The 15911-nt window shown below is 44.6% G+C and carries 13 protein-coding genes and 1 pseudogene; 2 read left to right on the top strand and 12 right to left on the bottom strand.

The genetic code is table 11. The features are described 5' to 3' along the window. The 7 genes and pseudogenes from ACE1AQ_RS00175 to ACE1AQ_RS00205 all read right to left on the bottom strand — a co-directional run. Positions 1 to 138: pseudogene (locus ACE1AQ_RS00175) on the bottom strand (photosystem II D2 protein (photosystem q(a) protein)); the annotation flags it as partial. Between the two features lie 325 nt (positions 139 to 463). After that, complete coding sequence (locus tag ACE1AQ_RS00180) at positions 464 to 1225, bottom strand: biotin/lipoate A/B protein ligase family protein (RefSeq protein WP_106908395.1); 762 nt, start codon at positions 1223 to 1225, stop codon at positions 464 to 466. Then, the gene (locus ACE1AQ_RS00185; RefSeq protein ID WP_008198407.1) at positions 1188 to 1664 is read right to left on the bottom strand and encodes a YbjN domain-containing protein; all 477 of its coding nucleotides are present in this window, start codon (positions 1662 to 1664) and stop codon (positions 1188 to 1190) included. The genes ACE1AQ_RS00180 and ACE1AQ_RS00185 overlap by 38 nt, the downstream gene beginning before the upstream one ends. Positions 1665 to 2153: 489 nt before the next feature. Further along, positions 2154 to 3497: a chloride channel protein gene (locus tag ACE1AQ_RS00190; RefSeq protein WP_110545245.1), complete on the bottom strand. Its 1344-nt coding sequence runs from the start codon at positions 3495 to 3497 to the stop codon at positions 2154 to 2156. Positions 3498 to 3989: 492 nt separating this feature from the next. After that, on the bottom strand, positions 3990 to 4445 hold the full coding sequence (locus ACE1AQ_RS00195; RefSeq protein ID WP_008198411.1) for a peroxiredoxin: 456 nt from the start codon (positions 4443 to 4445) through the stop codon (positions 3990 to 3992). Positions 4446 to 4494: 49 nt separating this feature from the next. Then, positions 4495 to 6189, bottom strand: coding sequence for an ABC-F family ATP-binding cassette domain-containing protein (locus ACE1AQ_RS00200; protein WP_008198413.1), 1695 nt, complete (start codon positions 6187 to 6189; stop codon positions 4495 to 4497). Positions 6190 to 6314: 125 nt separating this feature from the next. After that, positions 6315 to 6710 carry a nuclear transport factor 2 family protein gene (locus tag ACE1AQ_RS00205; RefSeq protein WP_106908396.1) on the bottom strand — a complete coding sequence of 132 codons (396 nt, stop codon included), beginning with the start codon at positions 6708 to 6710 and terminating at the stop codon, positions 6315 to 6317. Between the two features lie 227 nt (positions 6711 to 6937). Here ACE1AQ_RS00205 and ACE1AQ_RS00210 point away from each other — a divergent pair, with 227 nt between their 5' ends. Next, positions 6938 to 8581, top strand: a complete 1644-nt coding sequence (locus ACE1AQ_RS00210; protein ID WP_110545244.1) for a CocE/NonD family hydrolase — start codon at positions 6938 to 6940, stop codon at positions 8579 to 8581. On the opposite strand, the gene ACE1AQ_RS00215 is transcribed toward ACE1AQ_RS00210, so the two are convergent. The 4 genes from ACE1AQ_RS00215 to ACE1AQ_RS00230 form a co-directional block, all read right to left on the bottom strand. Then, a complete protein-coding gene (locus ACE1AQ_RS00215) occupies positions 8564 to 9139 on the bottom strand; it encodes a hypothetical protein (protein WP_004268100.1) in 576 nt (191 codons plus the stop codon). The genes ACE1AQ_RS00210 and ACE1AQ_RS00215 overlap by 18 nt on opposite strands. A gap of 549 nt (positions 9140 to 9688) precedes the next feature. After that, positions 9689 to 10648 carry an aldo/keto reductase gene (locus tag ACE1AQ_RS00220; protein WP_008198422.1) on the bottom strand — a complete coding sequence of 320 codons (960 nt, stop codon included), beginning with the start codon at positions 10646 to 10648 and terminating at the stop codon, positions 9689 to 9691. A gap of 46 nt (positions 10649 to 10694) precedes the next feature. Further along, positions 10695 to 10886, bottom strand: coding sequence for a hypothetical protein (locus tag ACE1AQ_RS00225; RefSeq protein ID WP_008198424.1), 192 nt, complete (start codon positions 10884 to 10886; stop codon positions 10695 to 10697). A gap of 120 nt (positions 10887 to 11006) precedes the next feature. Further along, positions 11007 to 12506 carry an SLBB domain-containing protein gene (locus tag ACE1AQ_RS00230; protein WP_008198426.1) on the bottom strand — a complete coding sequence of 500 codons (1500 nt, stop codon included), beginning with the start codon at positions 12504 to 12506 and terminating at the stop codon, positions 11007 to 11009. Positions 12507 to 12636: 130 nt separating this feature from the next. On the opposite strand from ACE1AQ_RS00230, the gene ACE1AQ_RS00235 reads away from it, so the two are divergent. Next, positions 12637 to 14835 (top strand): phosphoketolase, encoded by a 2199-nt coding sequence (locus ACE1AQ_RS00235; RefSeq protein WP_110545243.1) that lies wholly within the window; start codon positions 12637 to 12639, stop codon positions 14833 to 14835. 74 nt (positions 14836 to 14909) lie between these two features. Here ACE1AQ_RS00235 and ACE1AQ_RS00240 read toward each other — a convergent pair whose 3' ends face one another. Beyond that, positions 14910 to 15839 (bottom strand): 2OG-Fe(II) oxygenase, encoded by a 930-nt coding sequence (locus ACE1AQ_RS00240; protein WP_008198430.1) that lies wholly within the window; start codon positions 15837 to 15839, stop codon positions 14910 to 14912. Between the last annotated feature and the right edge of the window lie 72 nt (positions 15840 to 15911).

Consider the following 15911-nt stretch of genomic DNA (forward strand, 5'->3'; position numbering starts at 1 on the left):
TCCACCTAGGGCCATGAAGGCGCAGGGGAAGAGTAGTAAACCAGACCAACCGATGAAGACGAAACGGTCTCTTTTGAGCCAGTCATCGAGAGCATCAAACAGCCCTCTTTCTGGGGCGCGTCCGACAGCAATGGTCATGGGTATTTTTCCTCTTGCTTAACTGAAATCAAGGGCAAGATTTCTTAACTTTTTTGAGTCTGGGATTACTCCCATTGTCTTATAAGATGGGGCGCTCGATTGACTGGATTAGCTTGACTAACCTAGCTGCGATCGCCTGTTAATCCTCACAAAATGTAAAAGATTAACGTTTCTTAAACTAGCACAAGCTAGACAATAATTTCGAGTTTGGTAAGATTTTGGTTCTTTGCGGCCTCTATCTACCTTTACTCATTATTAGCAAAAAATTACAAATCTATACAACTTGACTCATAATTGATTTTAAATGCACACAAAAGCTTTTTTGTCAATGAGTATTTATATTCATTTTTTTAATTGATTGCCATTCCCAATCCTCAAGGGGTTGTTCTAGCAATTGACAATCAAAGCAATCCTCGGCGGCGGTTTTCAGGGTAGCGATAAGGGTCTCTAGGGTCAAATCTGGGGCTAAATTGAGCTTTTTAGGGGCAGCACTGGCGAAAACTTGCTCAAAGAGCGAATTATCTTGATCTAGCACCATGGAACCATGTTGGAGAACCGAGGAACCCCTTTGCAGTTGGGCGCTACCAATAAATTTATGCCCCCAATTATCAACTAGATCCGCACCGGTAGCCGTAGCGAAACAGTTAGCAGAATGGATATATCCCCGGCCAGCAGCACCGTAGGACAATTCCAAACCGAGATTTTGCCAGCCTGTGATTAAAAATTGACAGATTTGACGGTAAACTTCCCTAATATTCCCCTTCATACCCGAATTTACCACCATATAAGTCAAATCCCCCTGATGTAGTACGGATCGTCCACCGGTAGGACGACGAACTAGGGAGATTTTTTGACCTTGCCAAGTCAAATCACGCCAAAAATCGGGATATTGTCGTTGATGATAGCCCAAGGAAATGGCCGGGGGCGACCATTGATAAAAACGCAGAGTCGGGGGATGATGGCCGCAACGGTGTTGCTCTAGTAACCAAGAATCGATCGCCATTTGTAGCTCTGCCGATAAGATAATTGGAGGGATATAACGCCAAATTTTAGCTGCCACCAAAGGATTCTCGTAACATTTCATCATTATTATCTGCTACCGTCGCCACGAGAGTAATTGCTCGGGAAATCTCCCCAGCAGACAAATCGGCCACAGTACGCTGAGAAATCACCACCACCTGATCATTCATAATGGCAAAATGAGATTCAAAGGTTTCGGCACAATTCATCGCTAATAACTTGCGGGTTAATCCCAATTCATCCTTAACAGGCAATTTCAGCACAGAAGACCACACCGTGAGAAAATCATCATCGCTTTCCCCGGTTAACTGCACAAACACCTCAACGCTACCATACTGAAACTTCCAAAGATAACCTTTTTCTCCGTGTTGTACCATAGCAGTATCATTCTGCTGCAGAGTAGAAATAACCGTTTCAATCATTTCTTTGTGACTGCTTGTACTAGCCAGAAATTGGTCGGACATTGACTCTATTGCTTCTGAAGTCGCTAAACTTTCCGTGGTCATAAAAATTCCCTAAACTCGATCGATCACAATCTTATCCCACCCAAGGGAAAAGAAAAAAAGACATTCGGGTTGGGGGACTAGGGTGTTAGGGTTTTAGTTGAAATTTCCCCATTTCCCTGACCCCTTACCCCAATTACTCAAAATTTTATCAAGCATTTGAGTCAACAGCTGACTTGATAGCCGATCCTGTAGTGGACTGTTTCAACTAAAATAGGGCAATAGATTTCGGCTTAAAGTCTTAGATTATAGAATTTATAGCATTTTTCTAATACATTAAATTAGCTGAAACAGTCCATTAGGATGGGTTAGGGGGTTACTAATCGTGTTAAAAAAGCAAAATTAACCATCCGCGCCCCACACAGCCAATGGATCATTAAACTGGTGCGTTACGCTTTCGCGCTTCGCAGCCGACCAATTAGTGCGATCGCCGATCTGGTAGAGTGGGTCAGCACCCTCTGGATATCGCGGTCAATCCCCTGAGGGTGGCTTCTAGCGGAACATTGCGCGGAGGGAACTGGAGAGTTGATTGGCTGCCCGTGCGGCCACCAATCCCGAAAGGGCAGCCACCACCACTGTGGCAAGGCAGGTTAGCTGGGCTGCCCCCGGTCCACCCACCCCCAGCACCATGGCCATGGCGGTCAGAGGTAGGCGATAACCGCCAGCAATACCGGCCGCTGCCCCCGCCGCACCGGCCAGATCCCCCGAAATCTCAAAGGTGGTGGCGAACACCCGGCCACTGAGGTCGCCGATCGCCAGAAAAGGGACAAACACGCCGCCACAGCCCCCGGCTAAAACGGCAGCGGTGGTGGCCGCGGCCCGGAGCAGAGCTACCGCCAACAGGTGGTAAGGAGTTGTTTCAGTGTTTTCGGCCCAGAGGATAGCGGCCACCCCTGGTCCAAAAGCCGCTGCTGGAGTCGCCACCTGTCCGATCACGATCGCCAAGAACAGCATCACCAGGCCACCGATCAGGAGACGAGTGGCGGGCCTGTCCCGCAAGCCTCTGGCCCAGTAGATCGCCTCACCGGTGAGGGCTGTAATCGTGCCGGCGATCACTCCGATCAACAAAGTGGCACCCACCGCATCCCAGAAGTCAGTCGGGGCAACCTGCGGCACGACCAGCCGGATCAGTTGCAGCTTAAAGGCAGCGTTGACTCCCCATCCCACCAGTCCCCCGGCTAACATCGCCGCTGCCCGCTCCGGGGTGATCGGAACCTGGCGTCGCTGACTCAACTCAAACATAAAAAAGCTGCCCACCAGAGGGATTCCCATCAGAGCAGAAACACTGGCCGCACCGCCACCGATGGCCAGGGGCCGCACCAGTTGACCTAGGGCTGGATTTATGCTACCTAACCAGGTTCCCGTCGCCACGCCAATATGAGCTGCCGGTGATTCTGTTCCCATGGGCGCACCCAGTCCAACGGTGGAGAGGATGGCCAGGGCCCGCAACGGTGCTAGATTCCAGGGGAAGCGCTCTTCGGCACCAGATGCGTTCACCACGTCACCGGTCAGGTCGGCGCGAGCAATGTCATGGGGGAAGGAGTACCAGTCCATGAGAGAACCCCAGCGGCCAGAGGAAGTTGCCCCCCGGGGAGCTAAGGTCTGCACGGGTTGCCCCCTACCCAGTCCAAACAGGACTAGCACTGCTAAGGCAACGCCCACCAGAGGCAGCAGCAGTCGCCAAACGCTATCCAGTCCAGAGGCCATATCGAGGGTTTGCTTGATCGCCTCAGTCAGCAGTACCGCGGCCAGAGAGCCGATCAAACCTCCGAGCAGGCCGCCAACAGCCCATGTGCCTACCCTGGTTAACAGAAGTTGTAGTTTGTTATTTAGCATCGTGCCAAGAAAGTTAAACTTTTATCGTTCCTATAGCAAGTCCCTTGGAGTGGTCAAGCAAAACACCCTGAAAGTCTTGAATATATAGTTAGTAAAAGTATAGTCAAATATAAACAGACTGAATTCCATTTGAGAAATTCCCTTCACTTTTACTTCGAGAGATTAATTCTCCTTGGCTGAACTACGCACCTCTCTATCCCATAGCTGAACGGATTTGGGAATGCTTTTCTTAGGATGTTGTAACTTGAAACCACTACTCAACGGATTTAGTATAAGTTAACATTTCAATTAGACGTTTATAAGGAATAACGACAAACTTTTGGGTGTTAGCTTTGCCTATGTTAGCCTTCTGTTTCCAGCCGTCATTTTTGCCAATAACTAAAGCAGATTGAGGGTGTGTTAGTCAAAATTAACACACCATTAATTTTATTTTTAAGTCAGAACTGTCCCAATTATGGGATAGATGTTTTAATTGCTTGCATAATCATCAACCTAAAAAGATTTAATCGTGTTCAAAGATTCGGTAACGTGAGCTTTAAAATCTAACATAGAATCGAAAATATGTCTGACGATTCCCTCTTTATCAATGATATAGGTAACTCGTCCGGGGAGGACGAATAAGGTAGAGGGAACACCGAATAATTTCCGCACTCGGTTATCGCTATCACTTAAAAGGGTGAAGGGAAGATTATATTTTTGGGCAAATTGTTGATGAGATTGGGGACTATCGGCACTAATCCCAATAACTTCCGCACCCGCATCGGTAAAAACTTCGTAACTATCGCGGAAAGCGCAGGATTCTGCGGTACAACCCGGAGTATCATCTTTGGGATAGAAATAAATTACTAGGGATTTTTTACCGATTAAATCGCCGATATTAACCGTTGTTCCCGTTTGGGAAGGGAGAGAAAAATTGGGAACTTGATCGCCTACTTTTATAGCTGCCATAAGATTAATTAATCGATAGATAATTGTGGATAGGGTGATGCTTTATATTCTAACCTTTTTTGGCCTTTTGTTTAGCGCGTTTAGCGGCATCTTTGGCCGCTTTTTCTGCTTCAATGCGTTTTTGTTCGGCTTTTTGTTTTTCTTCGTCTAGTTTTTCTAGATAATAGTGATAATCTCCTGCGTAGGCAATTAATTCGCCCTCCCGAATCTCGACAATTTTGTTAGCTACCTGGGAGATAAAATAACGATCATGGGAAACAATTAAAACCGTACCTTCATAAACTTTTAAAGCTGATTCTAACATTTCCTTGGCGGGAATATCGAGGTGATTAGTGGGTTCATCGAGAATTAATAAGTTAGCGGGAGCAAGTAACATTTTGGCTAAAGCAAGACGCGCTTTTTCGCCACCACTCAAAGATTCTACTTTTTTTAATACCGTTTCCCCACTGAATAAAAATCGCCCTAAAAGACTGCGAACTTCCACATCTTTCCAATCGGGAACTTCATCATGAATGGTATTTAAAACAGTTTTAGTTAGGTCTAAAGCTTCCGCTTGGTTCTGCTCAAAATAACTAGGAATAACGTTATGTTTACCGATTTCGATCGAGCCTTCTGTGGGAGTTTCTAAGCCAACAATTAAACGTAAAAGCGTCGATTTCCCTGCACCATTTGGTCCTAAAAACGCCACCCGATCGCCCCTTTCTATTTCCAGATTTGCTGCCAAAAAGAGAATTTTATCATCATAAATGTGAACAAGATTTTTAATAGTTACCACTTCTCGACCACTACGCACTGCCGGAGGAAACTGGAATTTTAAGGTACGCACATCGGCGATTGGTGCTTCAATTTTTTCTACCTTTTCTAATTGTTTTTCCCGGCTTTTTGCTTGGGTGCTACGGGTGGCACTAGCCCGGAACCGATCGACGAAAGCCTGCTGTTTTTCTAGTTCTTTTTGTTGACGTTCGTAGGCGCTTAACTGAGCAGATTGTTGTTCGTATTTTTGCTGTAGGTAGGCAGAATAATTACCTAAATAAGTGGTAGAAACTCCCCTTTCAGTTTCGACAATTTTGGTACAGAGACGATCAAGAAATTCCCGGTCGTGGGACACTATGACCATGGGAGTGGTTAAATCCTTGAGGAATTTTTCTAACCATTCAATGGTTTCTAAGTCTAAATGGTTAGTCGGTTCATCGAGGAGTAAAATATCGGGAGTTTGTAGGAGAATTTTGCCTAAACTCATCCGCATTTGCCAACCACCACTAAAGGAACTTACTAAGCGATCGCCATCATCAATAGTAAAGCCCATTTCCGGTAAAATTTTCTCGATGCGCGCTTCTAATCCGTAACCATCTAACGCTTCAAATTGTCTTTGTAGGCGATCCAATTGATGAATTAAGCGATCTAATTCTTTGGGATCGGCTTTTTCCATGCGCTGGGGAATTTCGATGAGTTGATGGTGGACTTGATTCGCTTCTTGAAACACCGTCCAAAATTCCTCCCGTACCGTCCGACGGGGGTCCACTTCAAATTCTTGGGTAAGATAGCCCATATGGAGACTGGTAGGACGGATGATCTCCCCGGCGGTGGGTTCCACTTCCCCCATAATAATCTTCAGTTGGGTGGACTTTCCGGCCCCATTGACTCCCACCAACCCGATGCGATCGCCAGTTTTTACTTCCCAAGTGACATCTTTTAACACTTCTCCCGTCGGGTAAATCTTACTAATTCTCTCTAGTCGTAGCATCGCTGATTTTTCTCCAGTCCTAGGCCGGTGAGGCAGTCCGCCCTTATTGTAACATTTAGTTAAGCGCAATCTGGTCTTTGTCAAGTTTTCGAGGAAATAGCCGGAAACAATTATCAACTGACAAGCTATCTCATGATTGGACTAGCGTGATGGGAGACTAAATACCATTTCTGGGCCATTTTTTGCCAGAGATTGGTGGCGATCGATTGTGCTTTTAATTTTCTCCCGCGTACTGACTGTAAAACCGTTTCTCCCACGATAACATAGGCCAGTGCTTGGTCAACTTCTATCTTAATAATTTCTGTCTCTATCTCCAGAAATTCTGTATTGAGAAAAATCCCTTGCCAAGAGGCACGAATTGACTCCCATCCCCTGAGCATTTGCCCCCCGGGATGAACACAGACACTGGTGGAACCTTGCCACCAAAGACGACTCATACTACTAATATCTTTTTGGGAAAAAGCACGGTAAAATTCCTCATGGGTGGCGATAATTGCTTCTTGATCGGAAGAATCATTCATAGGAAAATATAGGTTAAGCTAATTTTATTGAACTGAATAATCCCTAGCCGCTTTCAGATTGAACCTGCTCAGATCAGGAAGGCGGCCAGGTTGGGGGGAGAAAAACTGAATACTGATAGCCGATATTAGTTATTATAGCTCTTCATCGGAAGAAATGCTATATACTATACTGAAAGTAATCTTAAATTGAGTGACTCAACACTATTTTTTATTTGACAGAGATAATAATGCTTAATCCCTACCCCGTAAAAAAAGAAACGGTCAGTTTCATCACCAGAGATGGAATTAGTTTAGTTGCCGATATTTATCGTCCCGATAGTAGGGAATCTTTGCCCATTTTACTCATGCGACAACCCTACGGAAAAGCGATCGCTTCTACGGTGGTTTATGCTCATCCTAGCTGGTATGCACGTCAGGGTTATATTGTGGTAATTCAGGATGTGCGGGGACGGGGAAACTCGACGGGAAAATTTAATTTATTTGCCCATGAAATTAGGGACGGATTAGAAACTATTGAATGGGTTTTAACTATTCCTAATAATACGGGTGTGGTGGGAATGTATGGTTTTTCCTATCAGGGAATGACCCAATTATATGCCGCTGCTAATGGTCATGGTGCTTTAAAAACTATTTGTCCAGCGATGATTGCTCACGATTTATATCGAGATTGGGCTTATGAAAATGAAGCATTTAATTTACAATATAATCTCGCGTGGGCAATACAATTAGCTGCGGAAACAGCTAGATTAAAAGGGGACGAAATAGCCTATCAAAAACTCTGGTTAGCTTCCCGAAATTTACCGCTTTTTGATCCTATTGCTGCCTATCCCCAAATTCTACATGATTTAGCTGCTGATTCTTTTTATCACGATTGGATTACTCGTTATCTTCCCGATGACTATTGGCAAAATTTATCACCGCAAAATCTTTTAAAAAATATCGATTTACCGATGTTACATATCGGGGGTTGGTTCGATCCTCATCTCCGGGGAACTTTGAGTTTATACCAAGAAATGCAAAGTCGTTCTATCTATCCCCAACGGCTAATTATTGGTGCTTGGACTCACCTACCCTGGGGGAGAAAAGTAGGAGAGATAGATTATGGTCAAGAGGCAATTAGTCCCGTGGATCAAATGCAGCTGCAATGGTTTGATTATTTCTTAAAAGGTCAGGAAACGGAGTTATTTGAAAATCCTCCTATGTATCTATTTCAAATGGGGTCTAATCAATGGCGATATCTGGAGAAGTTTCCCAGAGAAAATCAGCAAATTTATTATCTTGCTAGTCAAGGTTTAGCCAATCTGCGGGAGGATGAGGGGAAATTAAGCGCGATTTTGTTAGAACCTGCGATCGAGGATACCATCGTTCACGATCCTTGGCGACCGGTCCCATCTTTAGGGGGTCATAGCGCCCTACCGGGGGGAATATTCGACCGCACCATGCTAGACTGTCGCAGTGATGTGATTACCTACACTTCTCCCCCCCTAGAGAAGGATTTAACTATTTTGGGTAGTCCCCGTCTGGATTGTTATTGTCAAGCAGACGCGGTTAGTTTCGATATCTGTGCGGTGGTTTCTCAAGTTACCCCCGATGGTCAGGTTTTTAATATCAATCAGGGTTATAAACGGGTAAATCATCCCGAATCGCCCCTAAATATTGTCATGCAAGCCACTTTTATCACTATTCCTCAAGATCATAGCTTGCGTTTAAGTCTCAGTGCCTCTTGCTTTCCTGCACATCCCGTCAATGCGGGGACCGGCAGCTATCCCCACCAGAGTCGAGCGATCGATTTTTCTCATATCACAATTAAGGTTTTTTGTCAAGGAAATTTTCCTGCAAAATTGCTATTACCTTTAGTCGGGGAAAGCTAAACCGCTGCGGGGATCGCGAATGTATAAACCTAAGACCAGGGAGGAGATAACCGTATCCCAGACGGGGGTGAATTTTTCCGCATCATTGACCCAATAATCCATAGTAATTAAACATTGAACCCCGGAACCAATGCCCACGGCAATGCGCGAATAAGCGGGTCGATTTTCTTGGGGGTCGATGAATTGAATTTGCACCCAAACAATGCGGACAGTTTGGCGTTTTTCTTGGATAACTTCGCCGATTTCGTGAGGATTGCGGCTATCTTCACGAGCTAATTTTTTGACCATTCCTTTTAGGGGTAATTCTTTCCAATCTCCGGGGGGAAGTAAATTATAGGAAACCTCTAAACGACAATCATCATCGGGGGGTTTTCTATCCAAAAAACGAAAGGAATTATCATCGGGTTCAAAATGCCAATCCTGGGGAACTTCAAAGCGCACTGCACCGCGACCAGCTACAAAAATACTGTTACCCGGACTAGATTTCCAGTTATGATCTGGATTTAAGTCGAGGGTTTCTTTAATCCATTGCAGATTGTGTTTTTTGGATTTAGCCATAGGGATAATCCTGCGGTAAGAATCGGACTATAGCTGTCATTATACAGGCTTTTTCCTGAGAATTAAATAGGGTGCATCTCACTTTTGTAAATCTACTAAGTAAAACGTAGGGTGCGTTACTAACGCACCACCTATTATCAACTAAGTAGCCTAAGTAAAACGTAGGGTGCGTTACTAACGCACCACCTATTATCAACTAAGTAGCCAGTTACAATCAAAGAACAGGAACTGAATCTCACTTTCGTAAATCTACTAAGTTGGGATTTTTAAAGGGAAACTCTCTTTTAAAATTGGGCGTTACTTCCGATTTTATCACTCAATCCAAGCTTTTGGGGGGTTCTACCCCCCAAACCCCCCGTTGGGGTCGTGGCGCCGCCCCCAAACCCCCCGCGCATTAGTTTTTCGGTGGGATGCTTAGACGCAATTGTTCATATTTTTGTACCAATTTAAGAGTCACTGATAATTGCTGATTGTCGGTATTTCTGCAAATGTTGAGATGCACCCACCAAAACTTCTGTCTTCACCCTTAGGATAACTGCTGTATAATTTTTAGAAATCCCACAGCACAGGATTATCATCCAAGAAATCAGTTACCTGTTTACCAATATTATCAATTAATTTTAGGTCTTCTGGGGTTAAATTAATTGTCATTGCTTGAGCGTTATTAACTGCCTGAGCGGCATTTCTTACCCCAGCAATTGCATTAGTTTGGGGTTGCTTAATTAACCAAGCAAGAGATAATTGAGCTAGGGAACAATTATAGCGGTCAGCAATCGGTTCTAATTGATTTAAAGCCGCTTGTACCCTCTGAAAGTTTTCGCCATGAAAGAGTTTATTTTTAATTCTATGGTCCTCCGCTGCCAACTGATAACCGTTTCTAAATTTTCCTGTTAATAAACCTTGGGCAAGGGGAGAATAGGCCAGAATAGAAATATTATTTTCTATACAATAGGGCATAATTTCCTTTTCCACCGAGCGCCAAAAGAGAGAATAGGGAGGTTGAATGCTCTCAATTCTGCCGTATTGACTGGCTTCTTCCAGTTGAGAGCGGGAGAAATTGGAAACCCCGATAGCGCGAATTTTTCCCTGTGCTTTCAGATAATTAAGAGCGGACATAGTTTCAGCAATAGGCACTATTTCCGTGTTCCATGAGCCACTAGGCCAATGAATTTGGTAAAGATCAATATAATCGGTTTGGAGGTTTTTTAAAGAGCGGTGGCAAGCTGCGACAACTTGCTCATATTTGAGGTGATTAGCAAAGACTTTGGTGGCATAAATTACCTGTTCTCGCACATCGGTCAAAGCTTGAGCGACAATGGATTCCGAGTGACCCTCCCCGTAGATTTCGGCTGTATCTATAGTGGTAATTCCTGCCTCAAAAGCGGCACGAATAGCCTTAATACTTTCCTCATCTTCAATACCTGCCCACATCTTTTTTCCTGCTTGCCAAGTACCCACGAGAAGGGGAGTAATTTCTATATTAGTCTGACCGAGATAGCGTTTTTGCATAACAGTTTTTTTGATGGGTGAGGTATGCCCGGGTTTTTAGTCGGGTTTAGGGCTGAAAATCCCAGTAGAAGAGGACTAGGGTGACAAGAATAAAAACTTTTACCGTTAGGGGTGTAAAGAACAAACTTAACAAGCCACAAAAAAGACCTAATAAGCGGGTACTGAGGCTAATTATTTCGCCTTGAACATTGTAGCTAATCGACAGGGAGATTAGGGCTAGAGTAAGGAGAAAAATCATAGTTTTCTTTCCTGAGTCTATCGAGCAGAAAAGCCGTGACCGCTCACGACTTTTCGCCGTTTCTATATCTATTATTAGCTCGATTACTTAGCCAATGACATCGGGTTAAAGTAAACTTTTTTAACGGAAAAGATTTAAAAATCCGTTGAAGAGGCCTGTCAGACCAGTAAAGGGACTTAAAACCGTGCCGAGGGTGTCGGTGGCAGAGGCCAGATTGCTACGATGAACCACAACCACATCATTATTGCGGAGAATCGGGTTAGTTTTCTCGTTGATACCTTGGGAAAAATCGATGTTAATTGAGGTTTTGGTGACGGTTCCGTTAGGATTGAGACGAATTAATTCCACTGTGGACTGATTGGCCCGACGCTTATCAAAGTCTCCTGCGGTTAAAATTGCCTGATTGAGAGGGGTATTGGGAGGAACTTCAATTATCCCCGGTTTTTTCACCTCCCCGACCACTTTCACGTTAATGGTTTTAGGGGCAAAACTGGCCGATGCTAGGGTTTCCGATTCCTTGGCCGAGATTTCAGTCGCGGTGGGGATAATCACCGTATCACCTTCTTGAAGAAAGATATCGCCGGTCATATCACCTTTATCGAGCAAACTCCAGAGATCTACCGGGATTTTCTGCTGGGAACCGTCACGAGTATAACGCAGCACTTGCACCTGTCGGATATCGGCGAGGGGTTTGATGCCTCCCGCTTGTTGGATAGCTTGGGTTAGTCGGGCCGGTTTCCTGGTGCCGCCGCGATCTAGGTCATTATTATTATTATTGTTATTGTTGGCAGTGGGGACAATACGATGGGACCCCGGACGATAAACTTCTCCCACCACAGTAACATTAATTTCTCGATCGCTATCTAGTCCAAAATTGGCATCGGCCAATTGATTGACTTCCCCGACGCTAAGGGTCGTTTTAGTGGGAATAACGATGCTATCGCCATCTCTGAGGCTAATATCTTGGGTTGTATCGCCTTTTTGGATTAATTGCCAGAGATTGGCTTGTATTAGCTGTTCTTGTCCCTTGAGGTTGCGTCGGATTTGAACTTGACCAATATCGGCCACCGTAGTCACTCCCCCTGCTTGCCGGATTATTTCGGTCAATAGGGGCGTTTTTTGGCTTTGTTCGGGGTTAATTGTATAGGTACCTGGGCGATTGACTTCCCCCGCGATGGCGATTTGCAGGGGCCGGGGGGTGAGAACGCTAACAGTAACCACGGGACGCTTGAGATAGGTGGTGTAACGTTTAGCCAGGGTTTGGCCGGCTTCGGTGACGGTCATTCCTTCCACTTTGACGCTACCAATCAGAGGTAAAGTTAGGGTTCCATCGGCTAAAACAAGGAAATCGCCGCTTAAATCCGCCACTTGGTAGATGGTGACGCGCACTTTATCCCCTTCTCCCAGGGTGTAATCTTTGCTTTGGGCGGGGATAGGGGCGGTCGCTTCTTTAGGGGGTGCAGCACTACTCGGAGGAGTGGCTTGGACTGAGCGAGCCTCTAAGGAAGTTAGAGGGGCAATAGTGCCGATAATTAATAGATAACGCAGTGATTTGCTGATTAAATGCTGTGATTGGCTGCTATTTAACATGATCAATAGGATTAATTTTATTGTTAACATTGGCGATCAGTGTAACACAAATAGTCGATCGCCTATGGAAACCCCCTCTAATATCGCATCTATCGAGAGTTACCGCTAACTGTAAGATAGTGTTAACGATTGCCTGTATGTAAAGGGGTATATTAATTTTATGACAGCTACTAGCACAATTCCCGATTTTTGTCAAGGGATAAAATATTTTGGGGCTTCCTTACCCGAATTTGATAAATATGCAGGAAAAGCCGCTATTGCTGAGGGAAAAACCGCTATTAGTGACGCTAATGACCCAAATGCTATCTATCAAACCCTCCTAGCAGCCGATGCTTTGCGTTACCTCACCCTACAAATCACCGCTACCAAAGAATCGGGACACCCTGGCGGTTTTGCCAGCGCTGCCGACGTGATTGCCTCTTTGATGATGTTAGGCCAGAAAAATATTTTCACCGAAGTGGGCCATCATGCCCCTGGTTTTTATAGTAACGTCTTTCTTGATCGCTCTCTGGAAGCCATGGGCATCAGCAACGTCACCCAATTGGGAGAACGTTTTCGGGAAAAACACGGACTTTTAGGGCATCTTTCGGGACAAATCCCCGGACTTCTTGGGCCGGCCGGTCCTCTGGGCCAAGGCCAACATTTCGCCATGGCGGCGGCCAAATTACACCCTAATACCCTTTTCCCTGTGACTATCGGGGATGGTGGTTTAGGAGAACCCTACATTATGAGTAGTTTTGGTCATTTTCACACTGCTTATCCAGAAATTACTAATTTTTTGCCGATTTTAGTCTGGAATGGCTATTCCCAAGAACACCATAGCATGGTTTCCCTGAAAACTAACGCCGAAATGGAAGCCTATTGGCGCGGTAATGGTTTCGAGGAAGTGATTCTCATTAATGCTAAAGACTTCGATGATGCTAATCAAAATGGGGAATATGTAGATAGCACCAAATTCTCTTTTAACCAGCGTCTAGAGTTCATGAAAGCGGTGTTAATGGCCACGGATAAAGCCGCCCAATTAGCTCTAGGTGGTAAACTAACGGTGATCATTATTAAACAACTTAAAGGGGCAGGAGTTCACAAACGAGGAGCGGCTTCCCATAATCTTTATCCAGGCGATTCTTTAGAAAAAGATTATATCGTTAGTGCCTTACAGGAACGCGCTTTACCCCCTGAAGCTTGGGCAATTGTTCGTACTAATTTCGAGCGCTCTGGAGGGGGTCCGGCAGCAGAAACAGTGGTGACGGAAAAAGTCTTGCCGCTGCTGGATTTAGGAACCTTACCGATGACCGAATATACTGTGGGTGGCGATAAAAAAGTGGCCACCACTGCCATGGGGGAATTAGTGGTAGCTGTGGGTAAAGCTGACCCCAATTTTGTTGTCACTAATGCTGATGGTAATGCCGCTTCGGGAATTAATAATATTAACGTCGGTTTAAAGATTATTCACCCCACCACCGATGATGCCTATTTCCAAGCACCTAACGGTCAAGTTTATGAGCCTTTAAGCGAGGATGCCTGTGCTGGGTTAGCCGTCGGTTTATCTCTCTTGGGAGGGCGGACTTTATGGTGTTCCTACGAGTCTTTTGCTATCAATGGTTTACCGATTTGGCAGACTGTAACCCAAGCGATGGCCGAGTTACGTCGTCCCACGCCTTCTACTATTACTTTATTCACCGCCGGAGCCTTAGAGCAAGGGCGTAATGGTTGGACACACCAACGCCCAGAGATTGAAAATTATTTCGCCGCTATGATGCGAAATGGTAATATTTTTCCTCTCTTTCCCTGCGATGCTAACAGTATTCAAGTCTGTTATGAATGGGCCTTGGGAACCAGCAATAAAGGCATTACAATCACCGCTAGTAAATCGCCTTTACCACTGCGCAGCACCTTTGAGCAAACCCGTCAAGCTTTGGAAAAAGGCGGCGTAATTCTCCACGAATCGGAAGGCAGTAAAAAAGTCGTTTTTGCCGTCATTGGTGATATGACTTTATTACCAGTATTTGAGTCTGCACAACAGTTAGAAGCGGCGGGAATCGGGGTTAAAATTGTCTCGGTAATTAATCCCCGTCGTCTCTACCGTCCTAGCGATGTGATGAGTGAAACTAGCTCGGAAGCGGATAATAATTTCCTCGATGATGCTGGTTTTGATAGTCTCTTTGCTGGTGATGCTTTAATCGGAGTAACCGGTGGTACAAGCGCCATGTTAGAACCGATTATGTTACGCAGTAATGCGCCTCGGGATGTCTTCGCTTGGAAACGGGGAGAAACCACCGCCAGCGCCGGGGAAATTATGGCCTATAATGGCTTAACTGCCAATGCTTTAACTGTGCGTGCTACCCAGTTATTAGGTTAAGTTCCCAGTTAGTTTTTTTGGTTATTCCCTACTTTTTCTGATTGGAAAGTAGGGATTTTTTTCTCAGGTCACTTTTACCAACGAGGCAAACTTTTAATGATTTGCCATAGGCGAGGGTATTGGAGAGATAGATAGCGCTTAATATGGGATTTTAAACTAACTAAATCCTGAGATTCTTTCAGTTCTCTATCTTGATAAAAACGAATTAAATCATCCCGTCTTTTCAATAAAATTTTAATTTGTTGGTAATCTTCCGCGCTTAAAACTTGATGGGGTTGAATATTTTCTGGCAGCGGGCGCGGGATGTAAAAAGTTGTATGAGATGGCGATAATTCCTCGATAGGACGTTCTTTGGTATAGAGATAGATAGAAAGAGATTTTCTGGATAAATGCCGTTGATTTTCTGGTAAGTTAATCTGAGAAAATCCATGCCATGAATGTTCATTGGTTTCAAAAATCAGACAACGATTAAAGATAGGTACAAAAGATTTAATCTTATTTTCTTCTGGTTGACGAGGATTGGAATGTAACTCTAGATTCCCCCCCCAATCTGCTTGCCATTGGGGATTTAAGTAGATTAATAAATTCAAGCGGCGATGATACCAGTGACGCTCATCGAGGTTAAAATCAATGTGAGGGTCTAATTCTTGACCGTGTAAATTTTCATGGGTTCCACCCCCATAAAAACTAGGGTCTGGAATTAAATTATCGATACCGGTTAATTGAGAAATTAACTCTAAAAACTCTTGAGCTTGAACGTAGCGGCCAAACTGTTGATAAACACCCCCCAAACCGATTAAATCCTCATTAACTGCCTTCCCCCCAACTTTTCCTAGCTCACTAATGGCTTTTTGCGGATTAAAACTGGGAAAATTTTCCAGCAAAATTTGCGCTTGCTCCCCAACTAAAAAATTATCGATGACCAAATGCTTAAACGGTTGCGCTGTCTCAAAATCTTGACGATAGACAGGAGATTTCTCATAAACAAGGGGGTTGATAAACATTAGACAGCTTTTTTGTTGGTATGATAAATTGTAGCAATCAAACTGACAAAATAAAGATTAACTCTCCTATTG

Origin of the sequence: Microcystis sp. BLCC-F209, assembly GCF_041928595.1 — a bacterium.
Taxonomy (GTDB): Bacteria; Cyanobacteriota; Cyanobacteriia; order Cyanobacteriales; family Microcystaceae; genus Microcystis.